Annotated in this window: 23 protein-coding genes; 11 read left to right on the forward strand and 12 right to left on the reverse strand. The window is 56.7% G+C overall.

Features of this window, described 5'->3' with window-relative positions:
* Positions 1–25 precede the first annotated feature (25 nt).
* On the forward strand, positions 26–2980 hold the full coding sequence (locus TU76_RS01135; protein ID WP_048350882.1) for an HD domain-containing phosphohydrolase: 2955 nt from the start codon (positions 26–28) through the stop codon (positions 2978–2980).
* Positions 2981–2986: 6 nt separating this feature from the next.
* Here the strand turns inward: TU76_RS01135 and TU76_RS01140 are convergent, their stop codons facing one another.
* Positions 2987–3469: a GAF domain-containing protein gene (locus TU76_RS01140; RefSeq protein WP_046809653.1), complete on the reverse strand. Its 483-nt coding sequence runs from the start codon at positions 3467–3469 to the stop codon at positions 2987–2989.
* Entirely contained in the window at positions 3462–4355 is an 894-nt protein-coding gene (locus tag TU76_RS01145; protein ID WP_046809652.1) for an ATP-binding protein, read from the reverse strand. Before TU76_RS01145 ends, TU76_RS01140 begins: the two co-directional genes overlap by 8 nt.
* A 175-nt stretch (positions 4356–4530) precedes the next feature.
* Here TU76_RS01145 and TU76_RS01150 point away from each other — a divergent pair, with 175 nt between their 5' ends.
* Positions 4531–6846, forward strand: a complete 2316-nt coding sequence (locus TU76_RS01150; protein WP_019827454.1) for a hybrid sensor histidine kinase/response regulator — start codon at positions 4531–4533, stop codon at positions 6844–6846.
* Positions 6847–6917: 71 nt separating this feature from the next.
* Here TU76_RS01150 and TU76_RS01155 read toward each other — a convergent pair whose 3' ends face one another.
* Both TU76_RS01155 and msrB read right to left on the reverse strand, forming a co-directional pair.
* Positions 6918–7403 (reverse strand): glutathione peroxidase, encoded by a 486-nt coding sequence (locus TU76_RS01155; protein WP_046809650.1) that lies wholly within the window; start codon positions 7401–7403, stop codon positions 6918–6920.
* Positions 7404–7419: 16 nt separating this feature from the next.
* Positions 7420–7815 (reverse strand): peptide-methionine (R)-S-oxide reductase MsrB, encoded by a 396-nt coding sequence (msrB, locus tag TU76_RS01160; protein ID WP_019827452.1) that lies wholly within the window; start codon positions 7813–7815, stop codon positions 7420–7422.
* A 301-nt stretch (positions 7816–8116) separates the two neighbouring features.
* On the opposite strand from msrB, the gene TU76_RS01165 reads away from it, so the two are divergent.
* Together TU76_RS01165 and htpX are read left to right on the forward strand one after the other, a co-directional pair.
* Positions 8117–9328 carry a pyridoxal phosphate-dependent aminotransferase gene (locus TU76_RS01165; protein WP_019827451.1) on the forward strand — a complete coding sequence of 404 codons (1212 nt, stop codon included), beginning with the start codon at positions 8117–8119 and terminating at the stop codon, positions 9326–9328.
* Positions 9329–9641: 313 nt separating this feature from the next.
* Positions 9642–10529, forward strand: coding sequence for a protease HtpX (htpX, locus tag TU76_RS01170; RefSeq protein ID WP_019827450.1), 888 nt, complete (start codon positions 9642–9644; stop codon positions 10527–10529).
* 58 nt (positions 10530–10587) lie between these two features.
* Here the strand turns inward: htpX and TU76_RS01175 are convergent, their stop codons facing one another.
* The gene (locus TU76_RS01175; protein ID WP_048350883.1) at positions 10588–11253 is read right to left on the reverse strand and encodes a thiopurine S-methyltransferase; all 666 of its coding nucleotides are present in this window, start codon (positions 11251–11253) and stop codon (positions 10588–10590) included.
* 101 nt (positions 11254–11354) lie between these two features.
* Between TU76_RS01175 and TU76_RS01180 the strand changes: the two genes are divergently transcribed.
* Positions 11355–12122 carry a DODA-type extradiol aromatic ring-opening family dioxygenase gene (locus TU76_RS01180; protein ID WP_048350884.1) on the forward strand — a complete coding sequence of 256 codons (768 nt, stop codon included), beginning with the start codon at positions 11355–11357 and terminating at the stop codon, positions 12120–12122.
* A gap of 99 nt (positions 12123–12221) precedes the next feature.
* On the opposite strand, the gene TU76_RS01185 is transcribed toward TU76_RS01180, so the two are convergent.
* Together TU76_RS01185 and TU76_RS01195 are read right to left on the reverse strand one after the other, a co-directional pair.
* Positions 12222–13895: a DEAD/DEAH box helicase gene (locus TU76_RS01185; RefSeq protein WP_019827447.1), complete on the reverse strand. Its 1674-nt coding sequence runs from the start codon at positions 13893–13895 to the stop codon at positions 12222–12224.
* Between the two features lie 370 nt (positions 13896–14265).
* Positions 14266–15021 (reverse strand): spermidine synthase, encoded by a 756-nt coding sequence (locus TU76_RS01195; protein ID WP_048350886.1) that lies wholly within the window; start codon positions 15019–15021, stop codon positions 14266–14268.
* 159 nt (positions 15022–15180) lie between these two features.
* On the opposite strand from TU76_RS01195, the gene TU76_RS01200 reads away from it, so the two are divergent.
* Complete coding sequence (locus tag TU76_RS01200) at positions 15181–16527, forward strand: class II 3-deoxy-7-phosphoheptulonate synthase (protein WP_019827445.1); 1347 nt, start codon at positions 15181–15183, stop codon at positions 16525–16527.
* A 135-nt stretch (positions 16528–16662) separates the two neighbouring features.
* On the opposite strand, the gene TU76_RS01205 is transcribed toward TU76_RS01200, so the two are convergent.
* Positions 16663–16842, reverse strand: coding sequence for a DUF1127 domain-containing protein (locus tag TU76_RS01205; RefSeq protein ID WP_019827444.1), 180 nt, complete (start codon positions 16840–16842; stop codon positions 16663–16665).
* 96 nt (positions 16843–16938) lie between these two features.
* On the opposite strand from TU76_RS01205, the gene TU76_RS01210 reads away from it, so the two are divergent.
* A complete protein-coding gene (locus TU76_RS01210) occupies positions 16939–17796 on the forward strand; it encodes a LysR substrate-binding domain-containing protein (RefSeq protein ID WP_019827443.1) in 858 nt (285 codons plus the stop codon).
* Here the strand turns inward: TU76_RS01210 and TU76_RS01215 are convergent.
* The 3 genes from TU76_RS01215 to earP form a co-directional block, all read right to left on the reverse strand.
* Complete coding sequence (locus tag TU76_RS01215; RefSeq protein WP_019827442.1) at positions 17786–18538, reverse strand: sulfite exporter TauE/SafE family protein; 753 nt, start codon at positions 18536–18538, stop codon at positions 17786–17788. The two genes, TU76_RS01210 and TU76_RS01215, sit on opposite strands and share 11 nt — an antisense overlap.
* 135 nt (positions 18539–18673) lie before the next feature.
* Complete coding sequence (locus TU76_RS01220; RefSeq protein WP_016780001.1) at positions 18674–19246, reverse strand: elongation factor P; 573 nt, start codon at positions 19244–19246, stop codon at positions 18674–18676.
* A gap of 49 nt (positions 19247–19295) precedes the next feature.
* Positions 19296–20429, reverse strand: coding sequence for an elongation factor P maturation arginine rhamnosyltransferase EarP (earP, locus tag TU76_RS01225; protein WP_048350887.1), 1134 nt, complete (start codon positions 20427–20429; stop codon positions 19296–19298).
* A gap of 124 nt (positions 20430–20553) precedes the next feature.
* Here earP and TU76_RS01230 point away from each other — a divergent pair, with 124 nt between their 5' ends.
* On the forward strand, positions 20554–21036 hold the full coding sequence (locus TU76_RS01230) for a GreA/GreB family elongation factor (RefSeq protein WP_048350888.1): 483 nt from the start codon (positions 20554–20556) through the stop codon (positions 21034–21036).
* Positions 21037–21066: 30 nt separating this feature from the next.
* Here the strand turns inward: TU76_RS01230 and TU76_RS01235 are convergent, their stop codons facing one another.
* Positions 21067–21321 carry a hypothetical protein gene (locus TU76_RS01235; protein ID WP_016779998.1) on the reverse strand — a complete coding sequence of 85 codons (255 nt, stop codon included), beginning with the start codon at positions 21319–21321 and terminating at the stop codon, positions 21067–21069.
* A 178-nt stretch (positions 21322–21499) separates the two neighbouring features.
* On the opposite strand from TU76_RS01235, the gene TU76_RS01240 reads away from it, so the two are divergent.
* The 3 genes from TU76_RS01240 (at position 21500) to TU76_RS01250 (ending at position 23570) form a co-directional block, all read left to right on the forward strand.
* Positions 21500–21817 carry an ElaB/YgaM/YqjD family protein gene (locus TU76_RS01240; RefSeq protein WP_019827439.1) on the forward strand — a complete coding sequence of 106 codons (318 nt, stop codon included), beginning with the start codon at positions 21500–21502 and terminating at the stop codon, positions 21815–21817.
* A 147-nt stretch (positions 21818–21964) separates the two neighbouring features.
* Positions 21965–23167, forward strand: a complete 1203-nt coding sequence (locus TU76_RS01245) for an MFS transporter (RefSeq protein WP_019827438.1) — start codon at positions 21965–21967, stop codon at positions 23165–23167.
* A gap of 106 nt (positions 23168–23273) precedes the next feature.
* The gene (locus TU76_RS01250; protein ID WP_019827437.1) at positions 23274–23570 is read left to right on the forward strand and encodes a DUF6388 family protein; all 297 of its coding nucleotides are present in this window, start codon (positions 23274–23276) and stop codon (positions 23568–23570) included.
* The last annotated feature ends 4 nt before the right edge of the window (positions 23571–23574 follow it).

Here is a 23574-nt window from a genome sequence, read left to right on the forward strand (position 1 = left end):
GCATTTGTCTGTGGAGAAAACACTCATGCGCAATTCTGCGCACTCCCACAAGCGCCAATTCCCGCTGCATGTCCACATTAGTGCGATGTTTACATTTTTGTTGCTCCTGCTGGGCGTAGTGCTGGGCGTTTTTAATTACCAGCAAACCACCCACATCATTCTCGACAGCAGTAAAAAACTGTTCGGTTATATCGAGCAGGATGTGCAGCATGATTTGCTCAATGCCTACCAACCCATACGACACGCTCTAAACCTGCTGATCCTCAATCCTGATGCCATGACTGATCGAGTCGAGCGTCGAACGGAGCTCTTGCAACCTTTCGTACAAACGCTGGAAGACAATCACACCTTGTCTGCTTTATTTCTGGGAGATGACAACGGCAACTTTTTCCTGGTCCGGCCTTTACGCGATCAAGCGACAAGATTGAAGGTGCAAGCACCGCCACAAGCGAACTATGAAGTCTGGTCAATAAAGCGATCCGAACAACAAGGTACGGTTGAATCCAAAAAAACATACCTGGATGCACACTTGACCCAACTGGAACAGCGAAGCATCCCCGATGAAACCTTCGACCCTCGCACCCGCAAGTGGTTTATCCCGGCGCACGCCAGCCAGGATCAAGCCACCACCAGCCCCTATTTGTTTTTTTCCACGCGGGAGGTCGGCACCACATTAGCCAGACGCAGTGCGACCAATACGGTGATGGGGGCCGATGTAACCCTTTCTCAGCTATCGAGCACTCTCGCTAACCATCAGACAACCCCAGGCACGCAAATCGTTTTATTCGATAGCGATGGCCGAGCGATCGCCTATCCGGATTTCAACAAGCTTTTAACCGCTCAGGATCCCGCGAAACTGCCCAAAGTTTCAGAGTTGAGTCCGGCACTGAGTTATCTGATCGATCAGGGCGCAAATCCGAACCGGCGCCTCAACGACGGCCATCGCCAATGGATCGTTTCACAATTCACCGTGGACGACGGCGGCGCTAATGGTTTGAAGTTGGCAATGATGGTCCCCGAAGACGAGCTGCTGGCGGATGCCTACCGGCTGCGATGGCAAGGTGCTCTGGTGACGCTGATTGCACTCTTCCTGTGTGTCCCCATGGGTTGGGTGACCTCACGATTACTGGTCAAGCCCTTGCAGGCACTGGTGCGTGAGGCCGATGCCATTCGGCGCTTCGATTTCAACTACACACCCAGGCAGCAGTCGCCCGTCCTCGAAATCGACCAGTTGGAAGCTTCCATGGGGCGCATGAGGGAAACGCTGGCCAGTTTTTTTGAAATCACCTCAAGTCTCTCTGCTCACACCCGGTTTGAACCTTTGTTGCAGTCAGTTCTGTTTGAGACGCTCAAAATCGCCCAGGCAGAGGCCGGGCTGATCTACCTTGCAAAAAACGACAGTACGCAACTGGAGCTAAAGGGCTTGATCATCAATGGCCAGCCCCAAGACCTCACCACCCAGCCGCAGCCAGTGTTGGACCCCGACGACAGCCAGAGCCCCGAATGGCTGCGGGCACTTTTCGAAGGCCATGACAGTGTCGCCCGCGCACTCAATCTCGAGCAGGCTGGTGACTTGCAGCCACTTATGCATGAACTGGACAGCCAGAGTATCCATCTTATCGGTATTCGACTGCACAACCGTCACGGTGAAACCGTGGGGATTCTGGTACTGGTGTTGAACGACAGTGGCTCGCTTGACGATCAGGATCACCTGCGGGCAGACCGGATTGCCTTTATCCAGGCGGTGTCAGGTACGGCTGCGGTCGCGATTGAAAGCCAGCGCCTGCAAGCACGTCAAAAACAGTTGCTGGATGCATTGATTCAACTGCTGGCCGGAGCCATTGATGCCAAAAGTCCATATACAGCCAGCCATTGCCAACGGGTTCCAACCCTGACCCTGATGCTGGCCCAAGCAGCGGCGGCTAGCCAACAAAAGCCGTTTGAGCAATACAACCCCTCGGAAGAACAATGGGAAGCCCTGCGCATCGCGGCCTGGCTGCACGACTGCGGCAAGGTCACGACGCCGGAATATGTGGTCGACAAGGCCACCAAACTTGAAACCTTGTACGACCGTATTCACGAAATCCGCACACGCTTTGAAGTGCTCAAACGCGATACGTGGATCAATTACTGGCAAGCACGGGCCTTGGGCGGCGACGATCAACAACTGTCAGAGCTGCGCAACGCCAGCCTGTCGGCGCTGGATGAAGAGTTTGCGTTTGTCGCCCAAAGCAATATGGGCGGTGAGGCCATGATGGACGCTGATCTTGAGCGTTTGAATGCCATTTCCCGGCGCACATGGACGCGCACACTGGACGACCGCATTGGCGTGTCCTGGGAAGAGCACAAACGCCAGTCCACCCGTGAGGAACAAGACTTGCCGGTTACAGAGCGGCTGCTGGCCGACAAACCCGAGCACCTGTTCACTCGGCCTGAAGCTGACGTAATTGCCGATGAAAACCCTTGGGGCTTCAAACTCGACGTGCCGAAATACAAATTCAACCGTGGCGAGCTGTACAACTTGAGCACAAGGCGCGGCACATTGACCAGCGAGGAACGCTACATCATCAACAATCACATTGTTCAAACCATTCTGATGCTCAGCAGCCTGCCCCTACCCAGTTACCTGAGCAACATCGCCGAAATCGCGGGCGGGCATCACGAAAAAATGGACGGCAGCGGTTATCCAAAACGCTTGAAACGCGAAGAGATGAGCCTGGAGTCAAGGATGATGGCGATTGCCGACATTTTCGAGGCACTGACCGCCTCGGACCGCCCCTATAAACGCAGCAAAACGTTAAGTGAGGCGCTGAGCATCATGGCCGGCATGTGCCGCGATGCCCATATTGATCCCCAACTGTTCGCGCTGTTTATTCACGAACAGGTGTTTATGGAATACGCCCGGCAGTTTCTCGAGCCGGAACAAATCGATGCAGTCGACATCGATGCGCTCATGTCCAAGGCCGGGCTGACAATTTGACCGGTTTCAACACTCGCTCAAGCGCAGAAAAATCGCAGCCAGAGCTTCAATGCCCTGCTGGTCTTGCTCGCTAAACCGCCCGACACTGGGACTGTCCAGATCAAGCACACCTATCAGACGACCACCCTTGATCAACGGAACAACCAGTTCACTGTTGGAAGCGCTGTCGCAAGCGATATGCCCGGCAAATGCGTGCACATCCTCAACACGCTGTGTTTCCCGGCTCGCAGCCGCAGCCCCACAAACGCCGCGCCCGAAAGGGATCCGAACACAGGCGATCTGTCCCTGAAAAGGGCCCAGCACAAGCTCTTCATTGCGGTTAAGGTAAAACCCTGCCCAATTCAGATCATCAAGCTGGTGAAACAAAAACGCCGAAAACTGCGCGGCATTAGCAATAAAGTCTCGCTCATCCGCCAACAACGACTCCAGTTGAGCCTGCAACAAGGTATAGCCGTTCAGGCCGGCCCCTGTGGCGTTCAAATCAATCATTCGCTTGCTCCAACAATTTCAAACCCACCCAGTAACGCGCGAACTGATAGGCGCAACGGCCATTGCGGTTGCCGCGCCCGGTCGCCCAGCGTACAGCCAGAATATCCAGCGCCTCGTCACGCTGCCACTGCAAACCGGCTTTGCTGGCCAATACATCAATCCAGTGCTCAACCACACTCAGGAAGTGCTCCTGAGTAAAGGGATAGAACGACAGCCAAAGGCCGAAGCGGTCGGACAAAGCAATCTTGTCCTCTACGGCCTCATTGGGATGAAGCTCACCGTCGACGTTCTTCCAGTTCTCGTTGTCGCTCTCCTTTTCTGGCACCAGATGGCGACGGTTCGACGTTGCGTAGAGCAATACGTTATCCGGCGCCTGCTCCAGAGAGCCATCGAGCACACTTTTCAGCACTCGGTAATCGCTTTCACCGGCCTCAAAGGACAAGTCATCGCAAAACAGTACAAAACGCTGAGGCAAACCCTGCAGCAGTTCGACGACTCGCGGCAGGTCGGCCAGATGATCGCGCTCGATTTCAATCAGGCGCAGACCCGCTCCGGCATACTCCGCCAGCAGGGCGCGAATGATCGAAGACTTGCCTGTACCCCGCGATCCCCACAACAGAGCATGGTTGGCTGGCAAACCATCAAGAAACTGTTTGGTATTGCGCCCCAATTGATCGCGCTGGTTATCAATGCCGATAAGGTCCGAAAGGCGCATTTCAAGACTGACGTGCAACGGCATCAAATAACCAGAGCGACCTTCACGCTGCCACCTTGCAGCCAGGCACTCGTGCCATTCGATCGGTTCACGCTGCGCTGGCAGCAAGGGTTCAAGGCGAGCAAGGACCGCTTCGGCACGCTCCAGAAAGGCATCCAGTTTAGAATTCACAACATTTCCTCAGACTGATACACAATGATGGCATATTGATATGACGTATATTTAGCCGCCATCCACGACATGACTCACTCGGTTAGCGGCAAATACCGCAGTTATGCCTGCCGGTTACCCTACACATCGACTACTCTTGCACGCCGCAAGGAAATGGAAACAGGTGCAGCACCCCATGGATATAAAACTCACCCATCGCCTGTCTTTCAAGCAAGCAAAACTGACGGTGCTGGTCGGTCTGGTTCTCGGGGCCATGCTTAGCCTGCTGCAAATCGGCATCGATTATGCCAGTGAAAACGCCGCCATCAATCGCGAAATCCAATCGTTGCTTGAGATCAGCCATAACCCGGCATCACGGATTGCCTACAACCTTGACTCAGAGCTGGCCCAAGAGCTTCTGCTGGGTCTGTTGCGATCGCCTGCCATCATCGGCGCACAACTTGTCGACAGCGATAATGTGATTCTGGGTTCCGTTCAGGATCAACCCGAAAGCGGGCGCTATCGAGCGCTCAGCGATTCCCTGTTTGGTTCCAATCGTTCTTTTGAAGAACGACTGTACTTTAATCACTTACCTGAACAAAGCATCGGCGCGTTACACCTTGAGGTGGATACCTACCCCTTCGGAAAGCGTTTTTTGCAGCGGGCCGAAGTCACGCTGCTCGGCGGTTTCATTCGCAGTATTATCCTGACCTTTATCCTCTTGGGTCTGTTTTACGTGATGCTGACCAAGCCGCTGGTGCGGGTAATCAGTCAGATAACCAAGAACAAACCCGGCAGCCCTGGCCAATCAAAGGTGCGTTGCCCTTGCGGTCATCAAGACGATGAGATTGGTGTGCTGGTCAACGCCGCCAATCAGCAGTTCGAGGCCATGGCCCGTGAAATGGAATATCGGCGGCGCGCCGAAAACAGCCTGACCGAGTACCTGGCACAACTGGAAACCATCGTCTCGGTGCGCACCCAAGAGCTGGAAGCCATCAACGAGCAACTGCGCCACTCCAATGAAGAGCTAGAAGCGGCTCGCAGCACTGCACTGGAAATGGCTCAGGCACGGTCGGCATTTCTGGCCAACATGAGCCACGAAATTCGCACCCCGCTCAATGGCTTGCTGGGCATGCTGGCGCTATGCCTAGACAGCCCACTGAATGCTGAACAACACCAACAACTGTCCATAGCCCACGATTCGGGCAAGGTCTTGGTTGAACTGCTCAATGACATTCTGGACCTGTCGAAGTTCGACGCCGGTCAACTGGAACTCGAACATATTGCCTTCGACCTCGGTTCGCTGATCGAAGACACCGCCAACCTCCTATCGCAGAACGCAGCGCCCAGCGTAGAACTGACGTGCCTGATCGACCCGAACTTCCCCACACTGGTACTGGGTGACCCGACACGGGTGCGCCAGATCGTCAGTAATCTGTTGTCCAATGCCCTGAAATTCACCCGGTTCGGACGAGTGGATGTGCGCCTCAGCGCTCAGGATGATCTGGTGCGCATCGAGGTCTGCGACACCGGTATCGGTATTGCCCAAGAAGCTCAGGCGAGAATTTTCAGCCCATTTACCCAGGCCGGGGCCAGCATCACCCGTCAATTTGGCGGCACCGGGCTGGGGCTGACCCTGACCAACAGCTTGTGCGAAGTGATGCACGGGCGATTGACCATCCGTTCGCAAATCGGTTTTGGCAGCCAGTTTTGTGCCGAGCTGCCCTTGCCCTGCCACACCCCTGCTATCACACCTAAATCACTGTCCGGGCGGGTTATTGTGGTGAGCGCGGCGAGCAGCGGCCTGAGCGAATTGCTTGGCAGTTATTTGCCCCTGTGGGGGCTCGACTATAAGCACTATTCACTGGACGAGTCCCTGGCCGATACAGACCCTCATCTGTTGATTACTGATTGCCCCGAATGCCTGTTTGGCCTGCGGCCAGCCATCAGCGCGCCGATCCTGCTGGTCACCGCTTATGGCAACTTCATGCCCGGCGATCAGGTCAATGCGCTGGCACCCCTGCAGCAAAAAGCCAGGCCGCTGTCGCGCCAGGCGCTGTATCAAACCCTACAGTACCTGCTGCTGAAAAAAGATGATGACATCCCGGGCGACCGAATCATCACCCCCCCGGTTTCGCATCGAGCACGGATTCTTTTGGTCGAAGACAATCCGGTCAACCAACTGGTGGCCAAGGGCATGTTGAGCAAACTGGGGTGTGACGTGGTGGTTGCGGCCCACGGCGGCGAAGCGCTGACCCAGCTGGAACAGAGGACTTTTGATCTGGTGTTGATGGACTGCAATATGCCTGTGATGGATGGCTACGAGGCCACCCGGCAAATCCGTCACCGCGGACGCTGGCCAAAGTTGCCCATTGTCGCCCTGACCGCCAATGCAATGCCCGAAGAGCGCGAGCGCTGCCGCTCGGCGGGGATGAACGACTATCTGGCCAAACCGTTCAGGCGTGAAGAGCTGGCTGCGCTGATCGATACCTGGGTGCCGCAAAAAAACTGATAATGGGATTTTTCTGTAGCCGCTGACTCACGGAGCGAGTCAGCGGCTACAAAGACTCAAGCGGCTACGGCTTAGCGCAGCAACGCTTCAATATCCGCCTTGAGTGCCTCTGGCTTGGTAGTCGGGGCATAACGCTTGATGCTTTTACCATCGCCACTGATCAGAAACTTGGTGAAGTTCCACTTGATGCCCTGCGAGCCCAACAACCCCGGCGCGCGCTTCTTGAGCTGGGCAAACAGCGGGTGAGCCTGACTGCCATTGACGTCCACTTTTTTGAACAGCGCAAACGTCACGCCAAAATTCAACTCGCAGAATTCAGAGATGGCCGCTTCGTCACCCGGTTCCTGCTGCCCGAACTGATTGCACGGGAACCCCAGAATCACCAACCCCTGGTCCTTGTATTGCTGCCACAAGGCTTCGAGCCCCTTGTACTGGGGGGTAAATCCACATTTGCTCGCGGTATTGACCACCAGCAACGCCCTTGCCCCGAAGTCCGCCAGGGTTTTGGATTCGCCGCCCAGCGTGATGCATGCAATATCGAGCAGATTGTCGTTCATGACGGCGCCTCAATAATTAGTCGCGGGGAGCAAGGTCCAGGCACACCGAGTTGATGCAATAGCGCAGACCGGTGGGTGGCGGACCGTCGGGGAACACATGGCCCAAATGCGCATCACACTTGGCACAAACCACTTCGGTACGCACCATGCCGTGGCTGACGTCACGGATCTCGACCATCGCGCTCTCGCCAATCGGCTCGTAGAAGCTGGGCCAGCCGCAACCTGAGTCAAACTTTGCGCGGGAATCAAACAACGGTTCCTTGCAGCAAATACAGTGGTAAACACCGTCCGTTTTAGTGGCGTTGTATTTGCCCGAAAACGGACGTTCAGTACCCTTCAGGCGGCACACGTTGTATTGCTCGGGATCGAGCATGGCCTTCCATTCGTCCAGGGTTTTGGTCAACTTTTCCATGGTTCTGCCTCTGCGACTGAAAAACCCCGATCGGTGGCTTTTCCAGGGGTCGGGTGGCACGTATGATTGCGCCTCGTTAAACGCCAGTCTGGCATCGCCCTAGTGTCCTGTCTCGCAAATACTGATCCATTTTGACGGCGTCTGTTATCAACAATGGACCGTATTTGTAAGACAGGACACTCGCCGCATTCAAACGGACTCTTGAAGCAAACCGGTGTTAGCCACTGTGTGAAAACACAGAATTTCCCAGAGCCGTGGTCATCACATTGCCTGGATCGTTCATTTTCGGGATCACATCGCCATGCAGGTCAGCAAATCAAACAAGCTCGCCAACGTCTGTTATGACATTCGCGGCCCAGTGCTCAAGCACGCCAAACGCCTGGAGGAGGAAGGTCATCGCATCCTCAAGCTGAATATCGGCAACCCGGCCCCCTTTGGTTTTGAAGCGCCGGACGAAATCCTTCAGGACGTGATCCGCAACCTGCCGACCGCCCAGGGCTACAGCGACTCCAAAGGTCTGTTCAGCGCGCGTAAGGCCGTGATGCAGTACTACCAGCAAAAGCAGGTGGAAGGTGTCGGCATTGAAGACATCTACCTGGGCAACGGCGTCTCCGAGTTGATCGTGATGTCGCTGCAAGCGCTGCTCAACAACGGTGACGAAGTCCTGGTACCAGCACCTGACTACCCGCTGTGGACCGCTGCCGTGACTCTGGCCGGTGGCCACCCGGTGCACTACCTGTGCGACGAGCAAGCCAACTGGTGGCCTGATCTGGAAGATATAAAAGCCAAGATCACCCCCAACACCAAAGCCATGGTCATTATCAACCCGAACAACCCGACGGGTGCGGTGTACTCCAAGGAAGTGCTGCTCGGCATGCTGGAGATTGCACGCCAGCACAACCTGGTGGTTTTTTCGGATGAGATCTACGACAAGATCCTTTATGACGACGCCGTGCACATCTGCACCGCTTCGCTGGCCCCGGACGTGTTGTGCCTGACCTTCAACGGCCTGTCCAAGTCATACCGGGTCGCGGGTTTCCGCTCGGGCTGGATCGCTATCTCAGGCCCCAAGCAAAACGCCCAAAGTTACATCGAAGGCATCGACATGCTGGCCAACATGCGTCTGTGCGCCAACGTACCGAGCCAGCACGCCATCCAGACCGCACTGGGTGGTTACCAGAGCATCAATGACCTGGTGCTGCCGAATGGCCGGCTGCTGGAGCAGCGTAACCGCACCTGGGAATTGCTCAACGATATCCCCGGCGTAAGCTGCGTGAAGCCAATGGGCGCGCTTTACGCATTCCCGCGTATCGACCCAAAAGTGTGCCCGATCCTCAACGACGAAAAGTTCGTCCTGGACCTGCTGCTCTCGGAAAAACTGCTGGTGGTTCAAGGTACGGCGTTCAACTGGCCATGGCCTGACCACTTCCGCGTCGTAACCCTGCCCCGTGTTGATGAACTGGATATGGCCATCGGCCGGATCGGTAACTTCCTGAAGACATACCGTCAGTAATTTCTGAGCATGCTGTGCGACCAATGAAAAGTCGCACAGCATGTGTCTGATGAAACATTCTTCACGCACCGCCGTTCCCGACCTGCAGCTTCCGTCAAAAAACCAAAAAAATCGGAAAAGCCCTTTATTTACTGGCTTTCGGTGGAACTTTTGCCTAAAAAAAATGCTCATTCACATTAGGAAATGTCAGGTACATCACTAGAATCTGCCTGTAGGACACAGTTTGAAATAGTCACCCGGTTGAATAGCCCGAGGCGGCACCTTATATACCCGCATACGGCAACACCCTTAAGACGAGGAGATTCTTACAACCATGATGCGCATTCTGCTGTTTTTGGCCACTAACCTGGCGGTCGTGCTGATTGCCAGCATCACCCTGAGCCTGTTCGGCTTTGACGGGTTCATGGCGGCCAACGGGGTTGATCTGAACCTCAGTCAGCTGTTGGTGTTCTGTGCGGTCTTTGGTTTTGCAGGGTCTTTGTTCTCGCTATTCATCTCCAAATGGATGGCGAAGATGAGCACCAGCACCCAGGTGATCACTCAACCTCGTACTCGTCACGAACAATGGTTGATGCAAACTGTTGAGCAACTGTCCCGCGAAGCCGGGATCAAAATGCCCGAGGTGGGGATTTTCCCGGCATATGAAGCCAACGCCTTTGCCACGGGCTGGAATAAAAACGATGCGCTGGTCGCTGTCAGCCAAGGTTTGCTGGAGCGTTTTTCACCCGATGAAGTAAAAGCGGTACTGGCTCACGAAATCGGCCACGTTGCCAACGGTGACATGGTGACCCTGGCACTGGTGCAGGGCGTGGTGAACACCTTCGTCATGTTCTTTGCCCGGATCATCGGCAACTTTGTCGACAAGGTGATTTTCAAGAACGACGAAGGCCGTGGCATTGCCTACTACGTCGCGACCATCTTCGCTGAACTGGTCCTGGGTTTCCTGGCCAGCGCCATCGTGATGTGGTTCTCGCGCAAACGCGAGTTCCGGGCTGACGAAGCCGGTGCTCAGCTTGCTGGTACAGCGGCCATGATCAGCGCCCTGCAGCGCCTGCGCTCCGAACAGGGCCTGCCGGTTCACATGCCGGACACCATGGCGGCTTTTGGGATCAACGGCGGCCTCAAACAAGGCCTGGCGCGGATGTTCATGAGCCACCCGCCACTGGAAGAACGTATCGATGCACTGCGTCGCCGCGGCTAACCCTACGGCAACCAAAGAAAAGGGCGACTGAGGTCGCCCTTTTTTATGGGCACCGTATTCAGGCCTTGCCGGTTTTTTCCAGGCGATAGACGCGCTCCACCAGACGCGTCACACCGCCCTTGAGGAACTTCCATTCCTGGTCGAGTACATCCGGCTGCTCGACGACTTCCAGCGTCCAGGCAGGCGACAGCAGGCGCTGTACTTCGGCGTCCGGCACTGAGAACGGCGGCCCCTTCATTTGCGACTGGTCGTAGTCGAGCGTGATCAAAAGCCCCTTGCACCCCGGGACAAGAATTTCCGTCAGATGTCGAGCGTAGGCCTCTCGCATGTCAGGAGGAAACGCGATCATAGCCGCACGGTCATACAGCCCCACACAGGTGGAGACATCGGCTGCCGTCAGTGCAAAGACATCACCGCACAAGATCGTCACCGGGCCCGCCTCGTACACCGTGAAGGCGCCCCGCTGGCTAATCTGTGGCTCGACCTTCTGCTCACTGAAAAACTGCTCCACAGCGGTCTGCGTCAGCTCCACGCCCAGCACTTCAAAGCCGCTGGCCGCCAGCCAGCTCAAATCCAGGCTCTTTCCACATAACGGCACCAGCACACGGCCACCCTGTTCAAGCTCAAGCAGGGGCCACAGGCGCTGAAGATAGGGATTGACCTGTTCCAGGTGAAAGCCGATCTGATTGCGGTCCCAACGGTCGTGCCAAAATTCGGGCTGCATGATTCACCTTTAAATTCGATAGATAAGCACTAAAACTTATATTGGATTTAGATCAATGATCAGGATGAAGATGAGGCATCTTAACCTTGAGGATGTTTTTAATGCTTCCCAGCCTGTTCATCTCCCACGGCTCGCCAATGCTAGCACTGGAACCGGGCGCCAGTGGCCCGGCGCTCACACGTCTGGCCAACGAACTGCCCCGCCCGAAAGTCATCGTGCTGGTTTCCGCGCATTGGGAAAGCCCAGACCTCAGGGTCGCGAGCCATCCAGCACCAGAAACCTGGCACGACTTCGGTGGTTTTGCGCCTGCATTGTTTGCCGTGCAATACCCTGCCCCCGGGGATCCGGCGCTGGCCGCCCGCATTGTTCAACTGCTTGCAGACAAAGGCTTACCGGCCCGGCTGGACGCCAACCGCCCTTTTGACCACGGTGCCTGGGTGCCACTGTCATTGATGTACCCGGCAGCCGATATTCCTGTGGTGCAGGTTTCACTGCCTAGCCAATTGGGCCCGAAAGCCCAGACCGAGATAGGACGCGCCCTGGGCACCTTGAGAAATGAAGGAATCCTGATCATCGGCTCGGGCAGCATCACCAACAATCTGCACGAACTGGACTGGCACGCGGGCCCTGAAAGCATCGAGCCCTGGGCCAGGGAGTTCCGCGACTGGATGATCCAAACCCTGGCCAGTGACGACGAATCGGCGCTGCACGACTACCGAACACTGGCGCCCTACGCAGCCAAAAACCATCCCAGCGATGAACATCTGCTGCCACTGTACTTCGCCCGAGGCGCAGGTGGCCCGTTCAGCATTGCCCATCAGGGCTGGACACTGGGTGCTCTGGGGATGGATATCTATAGATTTGGTTGAATCCGGGCCCATTCCTCGGCAGCGACTACAAATCACGGACAAAAAAAATCCCCGAACCAGTCGGGGATTTTTTTAGCGATCAATCACAGCAAGCGGTGATTAATCTTCGCGATAGCGACGCAGCTTAAGCTGCTTGCCAGCAACGCGGGTGTCTTTCAGTTTGGCCAGCAAACTTTCCAGACCCACTTCCGGCAGCTCTACCAGGCTGAAGCTGTCACGCACCTGGATGCGACCGATTGCTTCACGTGCCAGGCCACCCTCATTGAGGATAGCGCCCAGCAGGTTCTTGGCGGCGATACCATCACGCGCACCCAGAGCGGTACGGCAACGAGCACGGCCTTCGGCCAATGGAACCGGAGCACGACGCTCACGATCACCACGATCAGGACGGTCACCCGAACGCTCGGATGAACGCTCACGCGGTGCACTGTTAGGAACCAGTGGACGGTCACGTTCGATGGCAGCCAAAGTCAGAGCCTGACCATTGGTTGCTTTGCGCAGCAGAGCAGCGGCCAGAGCACGTGGGCTGCAACCGATATCGGCAATCAGGCGATCCAGCAGATCACCGTGAGTCGATTCAGCGTCAGCAACCAGAGGCGTCAGGCTGTTGGTCAACTTCTTGATGCGGGCATCGAGAACAGCTTGAGCATCCGGCAGGCGGACTTCAGCAACCTTTTGACCGGTTACACGCTCGATCACTTGCAGCATGCGGCGCTCACGAGGAGTTACCAGCAGCAGTGCGCGACCTTCGCGACCTGCACGGCCAGTACGGCCGATACGGTGAACGTAGGACTCTGGATCGTAAGGCATGTCAACGTTGAACACGTGAGTGATACGTGGAACATCAAGACCACGAGCAGCAACGTCGGTCGCAACAACGATGTCCAGACGGCCATCCTTGAGGGAGTCGATTACGCGCTCACGCTGGTTCTGAGCAATGTCACCGTTCAGCGCAGCAGCTTTGTAGCCTTTGGCTTCAAGGGCGCTGGCCAGATCCAGGGTCGCTTGCTTGGTGCGTACGAACATGATCAGGGCGTCGAAATCTTCAACTTCCAGCAGGCTCAATACAGCCGAGGTCTTCTGGTCAGCGTGAACCAACAGGTGAGCCTGTTCGATCGCGGTAACGGTCTGAGTCTTGGTCTGAATCTTCACGTGTTGCGGATCGCGCAAATGGCGCTCAGCAATGGCACGGATAGACTGCGGCAAGGTTGCCGAGAACAACACGGTCTGGCGGGTTGGAGGAAGAGCCTTGAAGATAACTTCAAGATCGTCCATGAAACCCAGTTTCAACATTTCGTCAGCTTCGTCCAGAACCAGGTGGTTCACGGTCGACAGAACTTTTTCGTCACGACGCAAGTGGTCGCACAGACGGCCCGGAGTGGCGACAACGATCTGTGCGCCATTACGGATTGCTTTCAGTTGTGGACCCATAGGGGCGCCGCCGTAAACGGCCACAACGGTAACACCAGGCATTTGCTTGGCGTAGGTTTCGAAAGCGGTTGCTACTTGCAGCGCCAACTCACGGGTTGGCGCCAGGATCAGGGCTTGCGGCTCGCGCTTAGCAGGATCGATGCGGTGCAGGATCGGCAGTGCGAACGCGGCGGTTTTACCCGTACCGGTTTGCGCCTGACCAATCATGTCGTGACCGGCCATAATGATCGGGATCGATTGATGCTGAATAGCCGAAGGTTCTTCGTAGCCAGTCGCGATGACAGCTGCAAGAATGTTCGGATTAAGATTAAAAGCGGCGAAGCCGCCGGTTTCCTGGGTCATGGGTCTGCCTCTAAGTGCATCCGCAAAGACCCATGCTCCAAAGCTGCGCATGCCGTGTAAGACTCAAGAGTCGCCCTGGCTGCTTTGTCGGCGGGGATTTGCGAAAACGTTAAATGAATGGAGCGTTCAGGGTTGTCCGCGAAACGGACGAGCAGCCGAAGCGTGCTTCGGGAAATGCGACACCTAAACGTGGCCCGGCTAAAGGCCGGCGCGCACTATACCGGATTTATCAAAAAAAAGAAGCGTTTTTTTGGGATGCAATCGTCTGTACCCCTCTATAGACCGGGCTTTAACGATATTTTCGTCCTCAAAAAAACGTTTAACGCCTGACCACCTTGGGGCAAACGCTAAAACGTTTCATCCGTGAGCATCAGGTTGCAGGGCGAATGGCCTTGATCAGCGACTCAAGCGAGTAGCCCAAACGCGGTGCCAGAGCCTGCGCCCGGGCGGTCAAGGCGTCGATATCCAGATCCTGATCAAGATCGGCAGGGACCATCAGAATGACATTGCCCTCTTTGACGGGCAGCTCCCAGTAGTGCCGGTGATACAAGCCGCGCAACAAGGCAGCCCCCAGGGGCTTGCCATCATCGGTGGCCCACTGATTGATGATGAGCCAGCCATTGGGAGCGAGCTTCTTTTGGCAGTTCTCCAGGAATGTCCACGCCAGGTGACCGGCAGCAGGCCCCAGATCGTTATAAAGGTCGACGAAAATCAGATCCGCCGGCTCGGCACTGTCCAGCAGTTCGATCGCATCGCCAATGCGGATATACAACCGAGGGTCATCGTCCAATCCCAGGTACTCGATGGCCAGGCGCGGCACATCCGGGCGCAGTTCGATGGCTTCAACATCTTCAAGAGGCAAGAACTTGAGGCAGGCCTGGGTCAGGGTGCCGGCGCCAAGGCCCAGGAACAGCGCGCTCTCGGGGGCCTCATGGCACAGCGCACCAATCAGCATGGCGCGGGTGTAGTCATACTCCAGCCAGCTGGGATCCGCAGTGAACACGCAACTTTGCTCGATCGCATCGCCAAATTCGAGGAAGCGATAGTCAGCCACCTCCAGCACTCGAATCATGCCGAAATCATCATGGACTTCAGCGAGCAGACGCTCTACGCGCTCCTCAGACATTTCCTCTCCTTGCCGCGCCCCGGCATCACCCGCAACGCTGTAGAAAACAACCACTCGATGTCGAGCGCAAAGGCGCAATTGTCGGCCATTGCGGCGCAACAGGTCACGCACTAATTTGCTGCTAACATGAGTCATCTCCTACAAACACTAGAGTCTGCGATGAGCCAAATCTGGACACCTGACAGCTGGCGCGCCCTGCCGGCTCAACAACAACCTCACTACCCTGACGCCGCACATCTGTTACGCGTCGAGCAAAGCCTGGCGAGTTACCCGCCACTGGTATTTGCCGGCGAGGCCCGCGAACTGCGCCGACAGTTTGCTGAAGTCACTCAAGGTAGGGCGTTTCTGCTTCAGGGTGGGGATTGCGCTGAGAGTTTTGCGGAGTTTTCGGCAGCCAAGATTCGCGACACCTTCAAGGTCCTGCTGCAAATGGCCATTGTCATGACCTTCGCGGCAGGCTGCCCGGTGGTCAAGGTCGGACGCATGGCCGGGCAATTCGCCAAGCCGCGCTCGGCCAACGACGAAACCATCAACGGCGTCACGCTACCGGCCTATCGCGGCGACATCGTCAACGGCATCGGCTTCGATGAAAAAAGCCGGGTACCCGATCCAGAGCGTTTGTTGCAGTCCTATCACCAGTCCACCGCCACCCTGAACCTGCTGCGCGCCTTTGCCCAGGGCGGTTTTGCCGACCTGCATCAGGTACACAAGTGGAATCTGGACTTTATCGCCAACTCGGCGCTGGCTGAAAAATACAGCCAACTGGCTGACCGGATCGACGAAACGCTTGCCTTTATGCGTGCCTGCGGTATGGACAGCTCGCCACAACTGCGCGAAACCAGCTTCTTTACCGCCCACGAGGCCCTGCTGCTGAACTACGAAGAAGCCTTCGTGCGCCGCGATAGCCTGACCAACGATTACTACGATTGCTCCGCGCACATGCTGTGGATCGGCGACCGCACCCGTCAGCTGGACGGCGCCCATGTCGAGTTTCTGCGCGGGGTCAACAACCCGATCGGGGTCAAGGTCGGCCCAAGCATGAACAACGAAGACCTGATCCGCCTGATCGACATCCTCAACCCGGACAACGACCCTGGCCGTCTTAACCTGATCGTGCGCATGGGTGCCGACAAGGTGGGCGATCACCTGCCGCAGCTGATCCGCGCCGTAGAAGGCGAAGGCAAGCAGGTGCTGTGGAGCTGCGACCCGATGCACGGCAACACCATCAAGGCCAGCAGCGGCTACAAAACCCGTGACTTTGCGCAGATTCTTGGCGAGGTGAAGCAGTTCTTCCAGGTTCACGAGGCTGAAGGCAGCTACGCTGGCGGGATTCACATCGAGATGACCGGCCAGAACGTCACCGAGTGTATCGGCGGCGCCAACCCGATTACCGAGGATGGCTTGTCGGACCGCTACCACACCCACTGCGACCCGCGCATGAACGCCGATCAGTCCCTGGAGCTGGCGTTTTTAATTGCCGAGACGCTAAAGCAAGTTAAACGCTGATCCACCACCTTGCGGATGAAACTCTTGTGGGAGCGGGCTTGCTCGCGATGCAGACACCCCGGTGCCTCAAGACAAAGCGGGTTGATGCCATCGCGAGCAAGCCCGCTCCCACAGGTCGGTTGAGGTGAGCCCGTCTCACTTGTTGAACGGATCGTCCCAAAAAGCCCGATGGCTTTCGATCTCGATATCCGCCCTGCTCAGCCCAAGATCCTTGAGCGCCGCATCACTGATCTGCCTCAGATTCGCCCTTTCCCGCGACAGTTGATACCAGCGGGATATACGGGCAAACCACATCACACTTTTTCGACCTTTCATCACTTGAGCCCTCCTGGGGTATGGCTCAAGTCTCGGCCCGGGCTTAAGATCAATCCAACGAATGTTTCTTATGCGATACATCTGCGAGATTGATCAATGGCCGAATTCCCCAGTATCGACACTGACCTGCTGCGCACCTTTGCCGCGATCGCCGATCATGGTGGTTTCACCCGTGCCGCCGAAGTGGTCAACCGCACCCAGTCAGCGGTCAGCATGCAGATGAAGCGACTGGAAGAGGACGTACTTCAGTGCGCGCTGTTTCAGCGCGAAGGGCGCAACGTAAGCCTTACCCCCGAGGGCCACGTGCTGCTCGGTTACGCACGACGCATCCTCAAGCTGCACAGCGAAGTGTTCAACACACTGCGTCAGCCGCAAATGGTGGGCACCGTCAAAATCGGCTCGCCTGATGATTACGTGATGCGATTTTTGCCTGGCGTGCTGTCGCGTTTTGCTCAGGACTACCCGCTGATCAATGTCGAAGTGCACTGTGAACCGTCATCGCAACTGTTGCAGCGCAATGACCTGGACCTGACCATCGTGACCCGCAAACCTGGCACCGAGATGGGCCAGATCCTGCGTCAGGAGCGTTTCGTGTGGATGGTGGCCCAGGGCTTCTCGCCCCACGAACAAACGCCCTTGCCACTGGCAATGTTCAATACCGACTGTTTTTGCCGGACCTGGGCCTGCAATGCGCTGGATATCCAGCAACGCGAGTATCGGGTTGCCTACACCAGCGCCAGCCTGGCCGCCATCAATGCCGTGGTGAGCACCGGGCTGGCGGTGACCGCCCAGTTGCAAAGCCTGCTGACGCCCGACCTGCGCATTATTGGCGAAGCAGAGAACCTGCCCGTGCTGCCCTCCGCCAGTATTGTGCTGCTACGCAAACCCAACAGTGTGTCGTCGCCCATCATTGAATGCTTTGCCGAGTACATCGTCGAAGGCTTTAAGCTTTAATCGCCAGCAAGCCCGCACACAGCAACAAAAAGGCGCAGTACAGGCCACGCAATATCCGCTCCGGCATGGCGTGGGCGACCTTGACCCCCCAACTGATGCTCAACAGTCCGCCGATGGCCAGCGGCACACCCATGACCCAGTTGACCTCGTCATGCACCGCGTACGTCAGCAACGTAACCGCAGTGCTGGGCGCAGCAAGGGCCAGCGACAGGCCCTGAGCCACTACTTGAGTAGTGCCAAACACACTGGTCAGCACGGGGGCCGCCACAACGGCCCCGCCGACACCGAACAGCCCGCCCGTGGTGCCCGCCAGGGCGCCCAGCGCGCCATACCAGGGCCAACCGTAGCGGGCGCCTGCACCCGGTTGAGCAGGCGAGCGATACAGTTTGATCAGGTTGTAGAGGGTAATCGCCAGCAAAAAGCCGATGAAGCCCCAGCGTATGCTGCTCGGATCCACACCTACCGCGAGCATTGCTCCCAACCAGGCAAAACAAAAACTCATCACCACCAATGGCACAGCCTGACGCAGATCGATTTTGTTGCGCTGGTGATACCGGTACAAAGCGAGAAACACATTGGGGACCGCCATGACCAGCGCAGTGCCTTGCGCCAATTGCTGATCCAGCCCGAACCATAATCCCAACACAGGGATCGCGATCAAGCCGCCGCCAATCCCGAACAACCCGCCCAGTGCACCCAGGGCGAGCCCCAGCGCTGTGTACATTGCAAAATCAATCAGCATTACAGCCCCTCTTTATGATCGCCCATGCTAACCAGTCCCCTACGCCGGGCAAAGCTCTAAACCGAGGCTTTTTGACAGGCAAAAAAAAGCCCGACCATATGACCGGGCTTTTTTATTGTGCGGTTAACGCAAGGTTTAAACCTTGGCGCGGCCCTTGTAGGAACCACCGTCACGGGTATCGATCTCGATCCAGTCACCGATTTCAACGAAATCTGCAACGCTCAGCTCGGTACCGTTTTTCAGTTTGGCAGGCTTCATCACCTTGCCCGAAGTGTCGCCGCGAGCGGAACCTTCGGTGTAGTCAACCTGACGCACGATGGTGGTCGGCAGCTCTACGGAAACCAGACGATCTTCGAAGAAGATGGCTTCGCAAACGTCGGTCATGCCTTCTTCAACGAATGGCAGAACGGCTTCGATGTCTTCAGCGTTCAGCTCGTACATGGTGTAGTCAGTGGTGTCCATGAACGTGTAGGTGTCGCCGCTGATGAAGGACAGGGTCGCTTCTTTGCGATCCAGGATCACGTCTTCGAGCTTGTCGTCGGCGCTGTATACGATTTCAGTCTTGTAGCCAGTCAGCAGGTTTTTCAGCTTGGTCTTCATGATTGCGCTGTTACGACCGGACTTGGTGAATTCAGCTTTCTGAACCAACCAAGGGTCGTTTTCGAGCTTGATGACTGTACCGGGTTTAAGCTCTTTACCAGTTTTCATTGCGAGTATCCGAATTTGGAATGAGATTTACAAAAATCTAGGCCGCGTATCATATCCAATTTCTATAAAACAGTACTAGCGCTTGCGCAAGATCGGCCTGCAATGACTGTTCCAGACACCACTGCTCGGCATGTGCCGTGATCTCGGGCCAGTGTTCTAGCAGCAAATTCCAGCTTTGAGCCATATCGCAACCACCATTCCAGGCGTGCCACAACCCGGTAAATGCCTGGGCGGCGCCCGGCGTAAGGTCTTTGACATACAACGCCAAAAACGCATTGAGCTTGACCCAGTGGGCGTCCTCTTCCTGCTCGTAGATATGCCAAAGCAGCGGTCGACCCGCCCATTGCGCCCGCACAAATGAGTCCTCGCCGCGCACCGCATTGAAATCACAACTCCATAACAGGTGGTCGTAATCCTCTTGGCGGACGAACGGTAACGCCTGGACGGTCAAGGCCCCACGCTGCTGCACATCACCCAACCCCATCTGATCAATGCCAAGCCAGCGCAGCAGATCGCCCGTGATCCGCCCCTGGGGCACCAACAGATGCGTCGCAACGCTGCCAGTGGCCAGGGCGTCCAACCAGCTGGCCAGCCCGGTATTTTCATAAGCGAACAGAGAAATCAGGCGTGCGTGGCTTGCCGGATAAACCCCCAGCCCCCGTAAAAATGCCTGCCTGGCTTGAGGGTCCTGCTCAAAGGCTCGACGACGTTGCAGCAAGTCCGCCTCGCGCAGCAGGCCACCGGTGCCCGCATCGAACCCTGGAAAGAAGAACATCCGTTTCAAGCCATCTGGACGCAGGGACGGCAATCCGTGGCAACCACTGACCCAGTCTTCGGCACTCAGGTACTCAAGGTTGATCCACAGCGCTGGCGTTTCGCGGGCCTTCATCGCCTGCAGATAACCTTCAGGCAGTTTGCAGGCGAAAGCTTCGAGCACCACGTCAGCGACGTCTACGGACTGCCACGGCTGCGGCCACTGACACACTTCGACTCCCTGATGCCATTGGCGCGCCGCGTCGACATCCGCCTCGGGGCACAGCGGCACAAACGCCCGCAAATCATCGACCCACAGGCGTACACCCTGCTGATGATCGGCCACCAATTGGCGCGCCAAACGCCAGGTCACACCAATGTCGCCGTAGTTATCGACCACACTGCAAAAAATATCCCAGGAGGCTTTCATTCCGGGCTCCAACATTCAAAGGGCTGATTGTCCGCATAATTCAACGCGTACAGAAGCTTTAAGGCGGATTAATCTGCGCGGCACTCGTGCGACAATCGACGTTCGTCACTATCAAACTGCGACCATGAACAAGACCGCTGTGCACCTGCTGATGCTGGAAAAGCTCGACATCGACCTCGACGTGCTCCAGCGCGCAGCGCAAACCGCCTATGAAGCGGCGACCCATGCGGAAAACATCGCCGAGAACAAGTACGACACGTTAGGGCTTGAAGCATCGTACCTGGCCACAGGTCAGGCGCGCCGGGTTGAAGAAATTCGCCAGGCGCTGAAAAACTGCCGGGCCATGCCCCTGACTGCGCACAGCGCGGCGCAGGGCATTCAAATCGGGGCACTGGTCAATCTGGAGGCCGAAAACGGCAGCGGACAGTGGCTATTCCTGGCCCCGGACGCCGCTGGCCTCAAACTCAACCAGGACGGGCGCACCGTGACCGTCATCACCCCTAGATCACCTCTGGGGGCCGCTTTGCTGGGCAAGCAGCTGGATGATGAGGTGCAGATCAATGTGGCGGGCGCGGTGCAAACGTTCACCGTCTGCGAGATTCACTGAACGCCCGCTCACACAGGTTTTGCGTAAAGTTTATTTGGCAGCGGCCATCATGCGATTGACTTCACTGCGCACCATGTTGGCGTACTCAGGTGGCGACATGGCGTCCAGTTCCGAACGCACCCACTCAGCCCACTTGCCCTTGCGCTTGGCGCGCTCACCGAACAAACGCGCCGCATCCCCTTTAGCCTTACCCAGATTGCTCTGCCAAAGGTCATACAAACGGGATTTTTCATCTTCAAGCGCAGCACGCTCAGCGAGAGGCTTGTTGGCGAGGTTGAAGCTCATGAGAATTTCCTGCGGCGTAAATTTAGGTGACATCTTACACCCTACAAAGAAGTGTCTCCGTCTGGTTTTTGACTACTCTGTCAGGTCAGAACAACACCAGGCTCAAAACAGATGCAACTTTTTAGCATTGGGTTGACTCCATTACTCATCACCCTTTTCAACTGCAAGGAGTACCGCAATGGCTCGAAAAAATGCCGTACAAGCTGAAGATCAAATCAAGGATCAAGCGTTCAGCGAGCTTCAAGAACTGATTGCCGAATCTGAAAAGCTGCTCAAGGAGAGCGTGTCCCTGGTCGGCGAAGAAGGTGAAACCCTGCGTGCTCAGGTCAGCTTGAAGCTCAAGCAAGCACTGGACTCGGTCACCAACGTGCGTGAACGTACCAAGCCTGTGGTCGATGCCACTGAAAACTACATCGGTGGCCATCCGTGGCAAACAGTGGCCATCTCGGCCGGCTTCGGACTGGTAGTGGGCTTGCTGCTGGGGCGTCGCAACTAAGTCAGGCAATACGGCTTCAAGCAAAGCCCCTGGTCGTCATGGCCAGGGGCTTTGTCGTTTATAAATTAAAATCGTCGACATATTCAGTGACATTCGACGCCGGCGTTCTGATACTTCTCCGCATTCCCCATGCCTACGAGACAGTCAATGTCCGCTTCTATAACTGCCACCAAACCCTTGAGCACTGCCCTGATCCTGCTGATGGCCACCGCCACCGGCCTGGCTGTCGCCAGCAACTATTACGCACAGCCCTTACTGCACACCATCGCCCAGGAACTGGGTTTGAGCATGAGCAGCGCCGGCACCGTGGTGATTACCGCGCAACTGAGCTACGGCGCTGGCCTGTTGCTGTTGGTACCGCTGGGCGACCTGTTCGAGCAACGTCGACTGATCGTGACCATGACCGTGCTCAGCGCACTGGGCCTTTTACTCAGCGCCTTTTCACCTTCACTGACGTGGCTTCTAGTGGGCACGGCGATAACCGGGCTGTTTTCCGTGTCGGCACAAGTACTGGTGCCAATGGCGGCCAGCCTGACCGACCCGCTAAGCCGAGGCCGAGTGGTGGGGACGCTGATGAGCGGTTTGCTGCTGGGGATATTGCTCGCGCGCACCGTGGCCGGTGCACTGTCGTCGGCCGGTGACTGGCGAACCATTTATCTGGTGGCTGCCGCGTTGATGCTGGTCAGTGCCATCTCCTTGTTTTGCGCCCTTCCCAACCATCATCAGAGCGCCGGTCTGAGCTACCCAAAACTGCTGGGCTCGGTATTCACCCTGTTTGTCGAGGAGCCGATACTGCGCCTGCGCGCGCTGCTGGGCCTGCTGACCTTCTCGTTGTTTGCCCTATTCTGGACACCGTTGGCCTTTCTGCTGGCAGTGCCGCCCTATAGCTACTCGGACGCAGTCATCGGTCTGTTTGGCCTGGCGGGCGCTGTCGGTGCAGTGGCGGCAAACTGGGCCGGGCGCATGGCCGATCACGGCAAAGGTCAGCAGGCCACTACCGTCGGCCTGCTGGTCCTGCTGGCGTGCTGGCTGCCCATGGCATTTGCCGGTCACTCATTGATCGCCTTGCTGATCGGCGTACTGGCTCTGGATTTCGCTGTGCAACTGGTACATGTCAGTAACCAGAATGCAGTGTTCAAAGTACGTCCCGCCGCCCGAAACCGACTGAACGCTGGTTACATCACCTGCTATTTCATCGGTGGCGCACTGGGCTCTCTGGTGGGCGCGCAGACCTATCCGGTATATGGCTGGGACGGAATCGTGGTGGTCGGCTCGGTAGTCGCAACGCTGGCGCTGGCGGTCTGGGGGTACAGCCTGCAACGGGAAAGCAAGATACAAACCGTAGGCTAACCGGCTATATGGCGCTTTTCATCGTAATGCTAACTCGCTAGCATGCGAGAAAACGCCCTGACGACAGCCTGCCCACGCAGGCGGTCCTAACGATCCGAGACGCCATATGATCCCTAAAGAATCCCGTAACGAACTGGCCCTGGATACTTTTATCAAGGCGCACCCTGAACTGATCGAAGAAATGAAAGATCTGAGCGCAGAGGACCGCCAGCAACAGATTTTATGGGCCTTTGAAGATGAAGCCGAAAGTCGCGGCCTGGAAGCCTGGGAACTGGCGCTGGAACTGATCGCTCGCTCCCCCGAAGAACTCAAGAGCATGCGCCTTGAAGTGCATCATGAAGTCGCCGAGGCACTGGACATGAGTTGGGAAGAGTACTGCGGTTTTAACGAAATCGCCGTCTGACCCC

The sequence above is a fragment of the Pseudomonas psychrophila genome (assembly GCF_001043005.1).
Taxonomy (GTDB): Bacteria; Pseudomonadota; Gammaproteobacteria; order Pseudomonadales; family Pseudomonadaceae; genus Aquipseudomonas; species Aquipseudomonas psychrophila.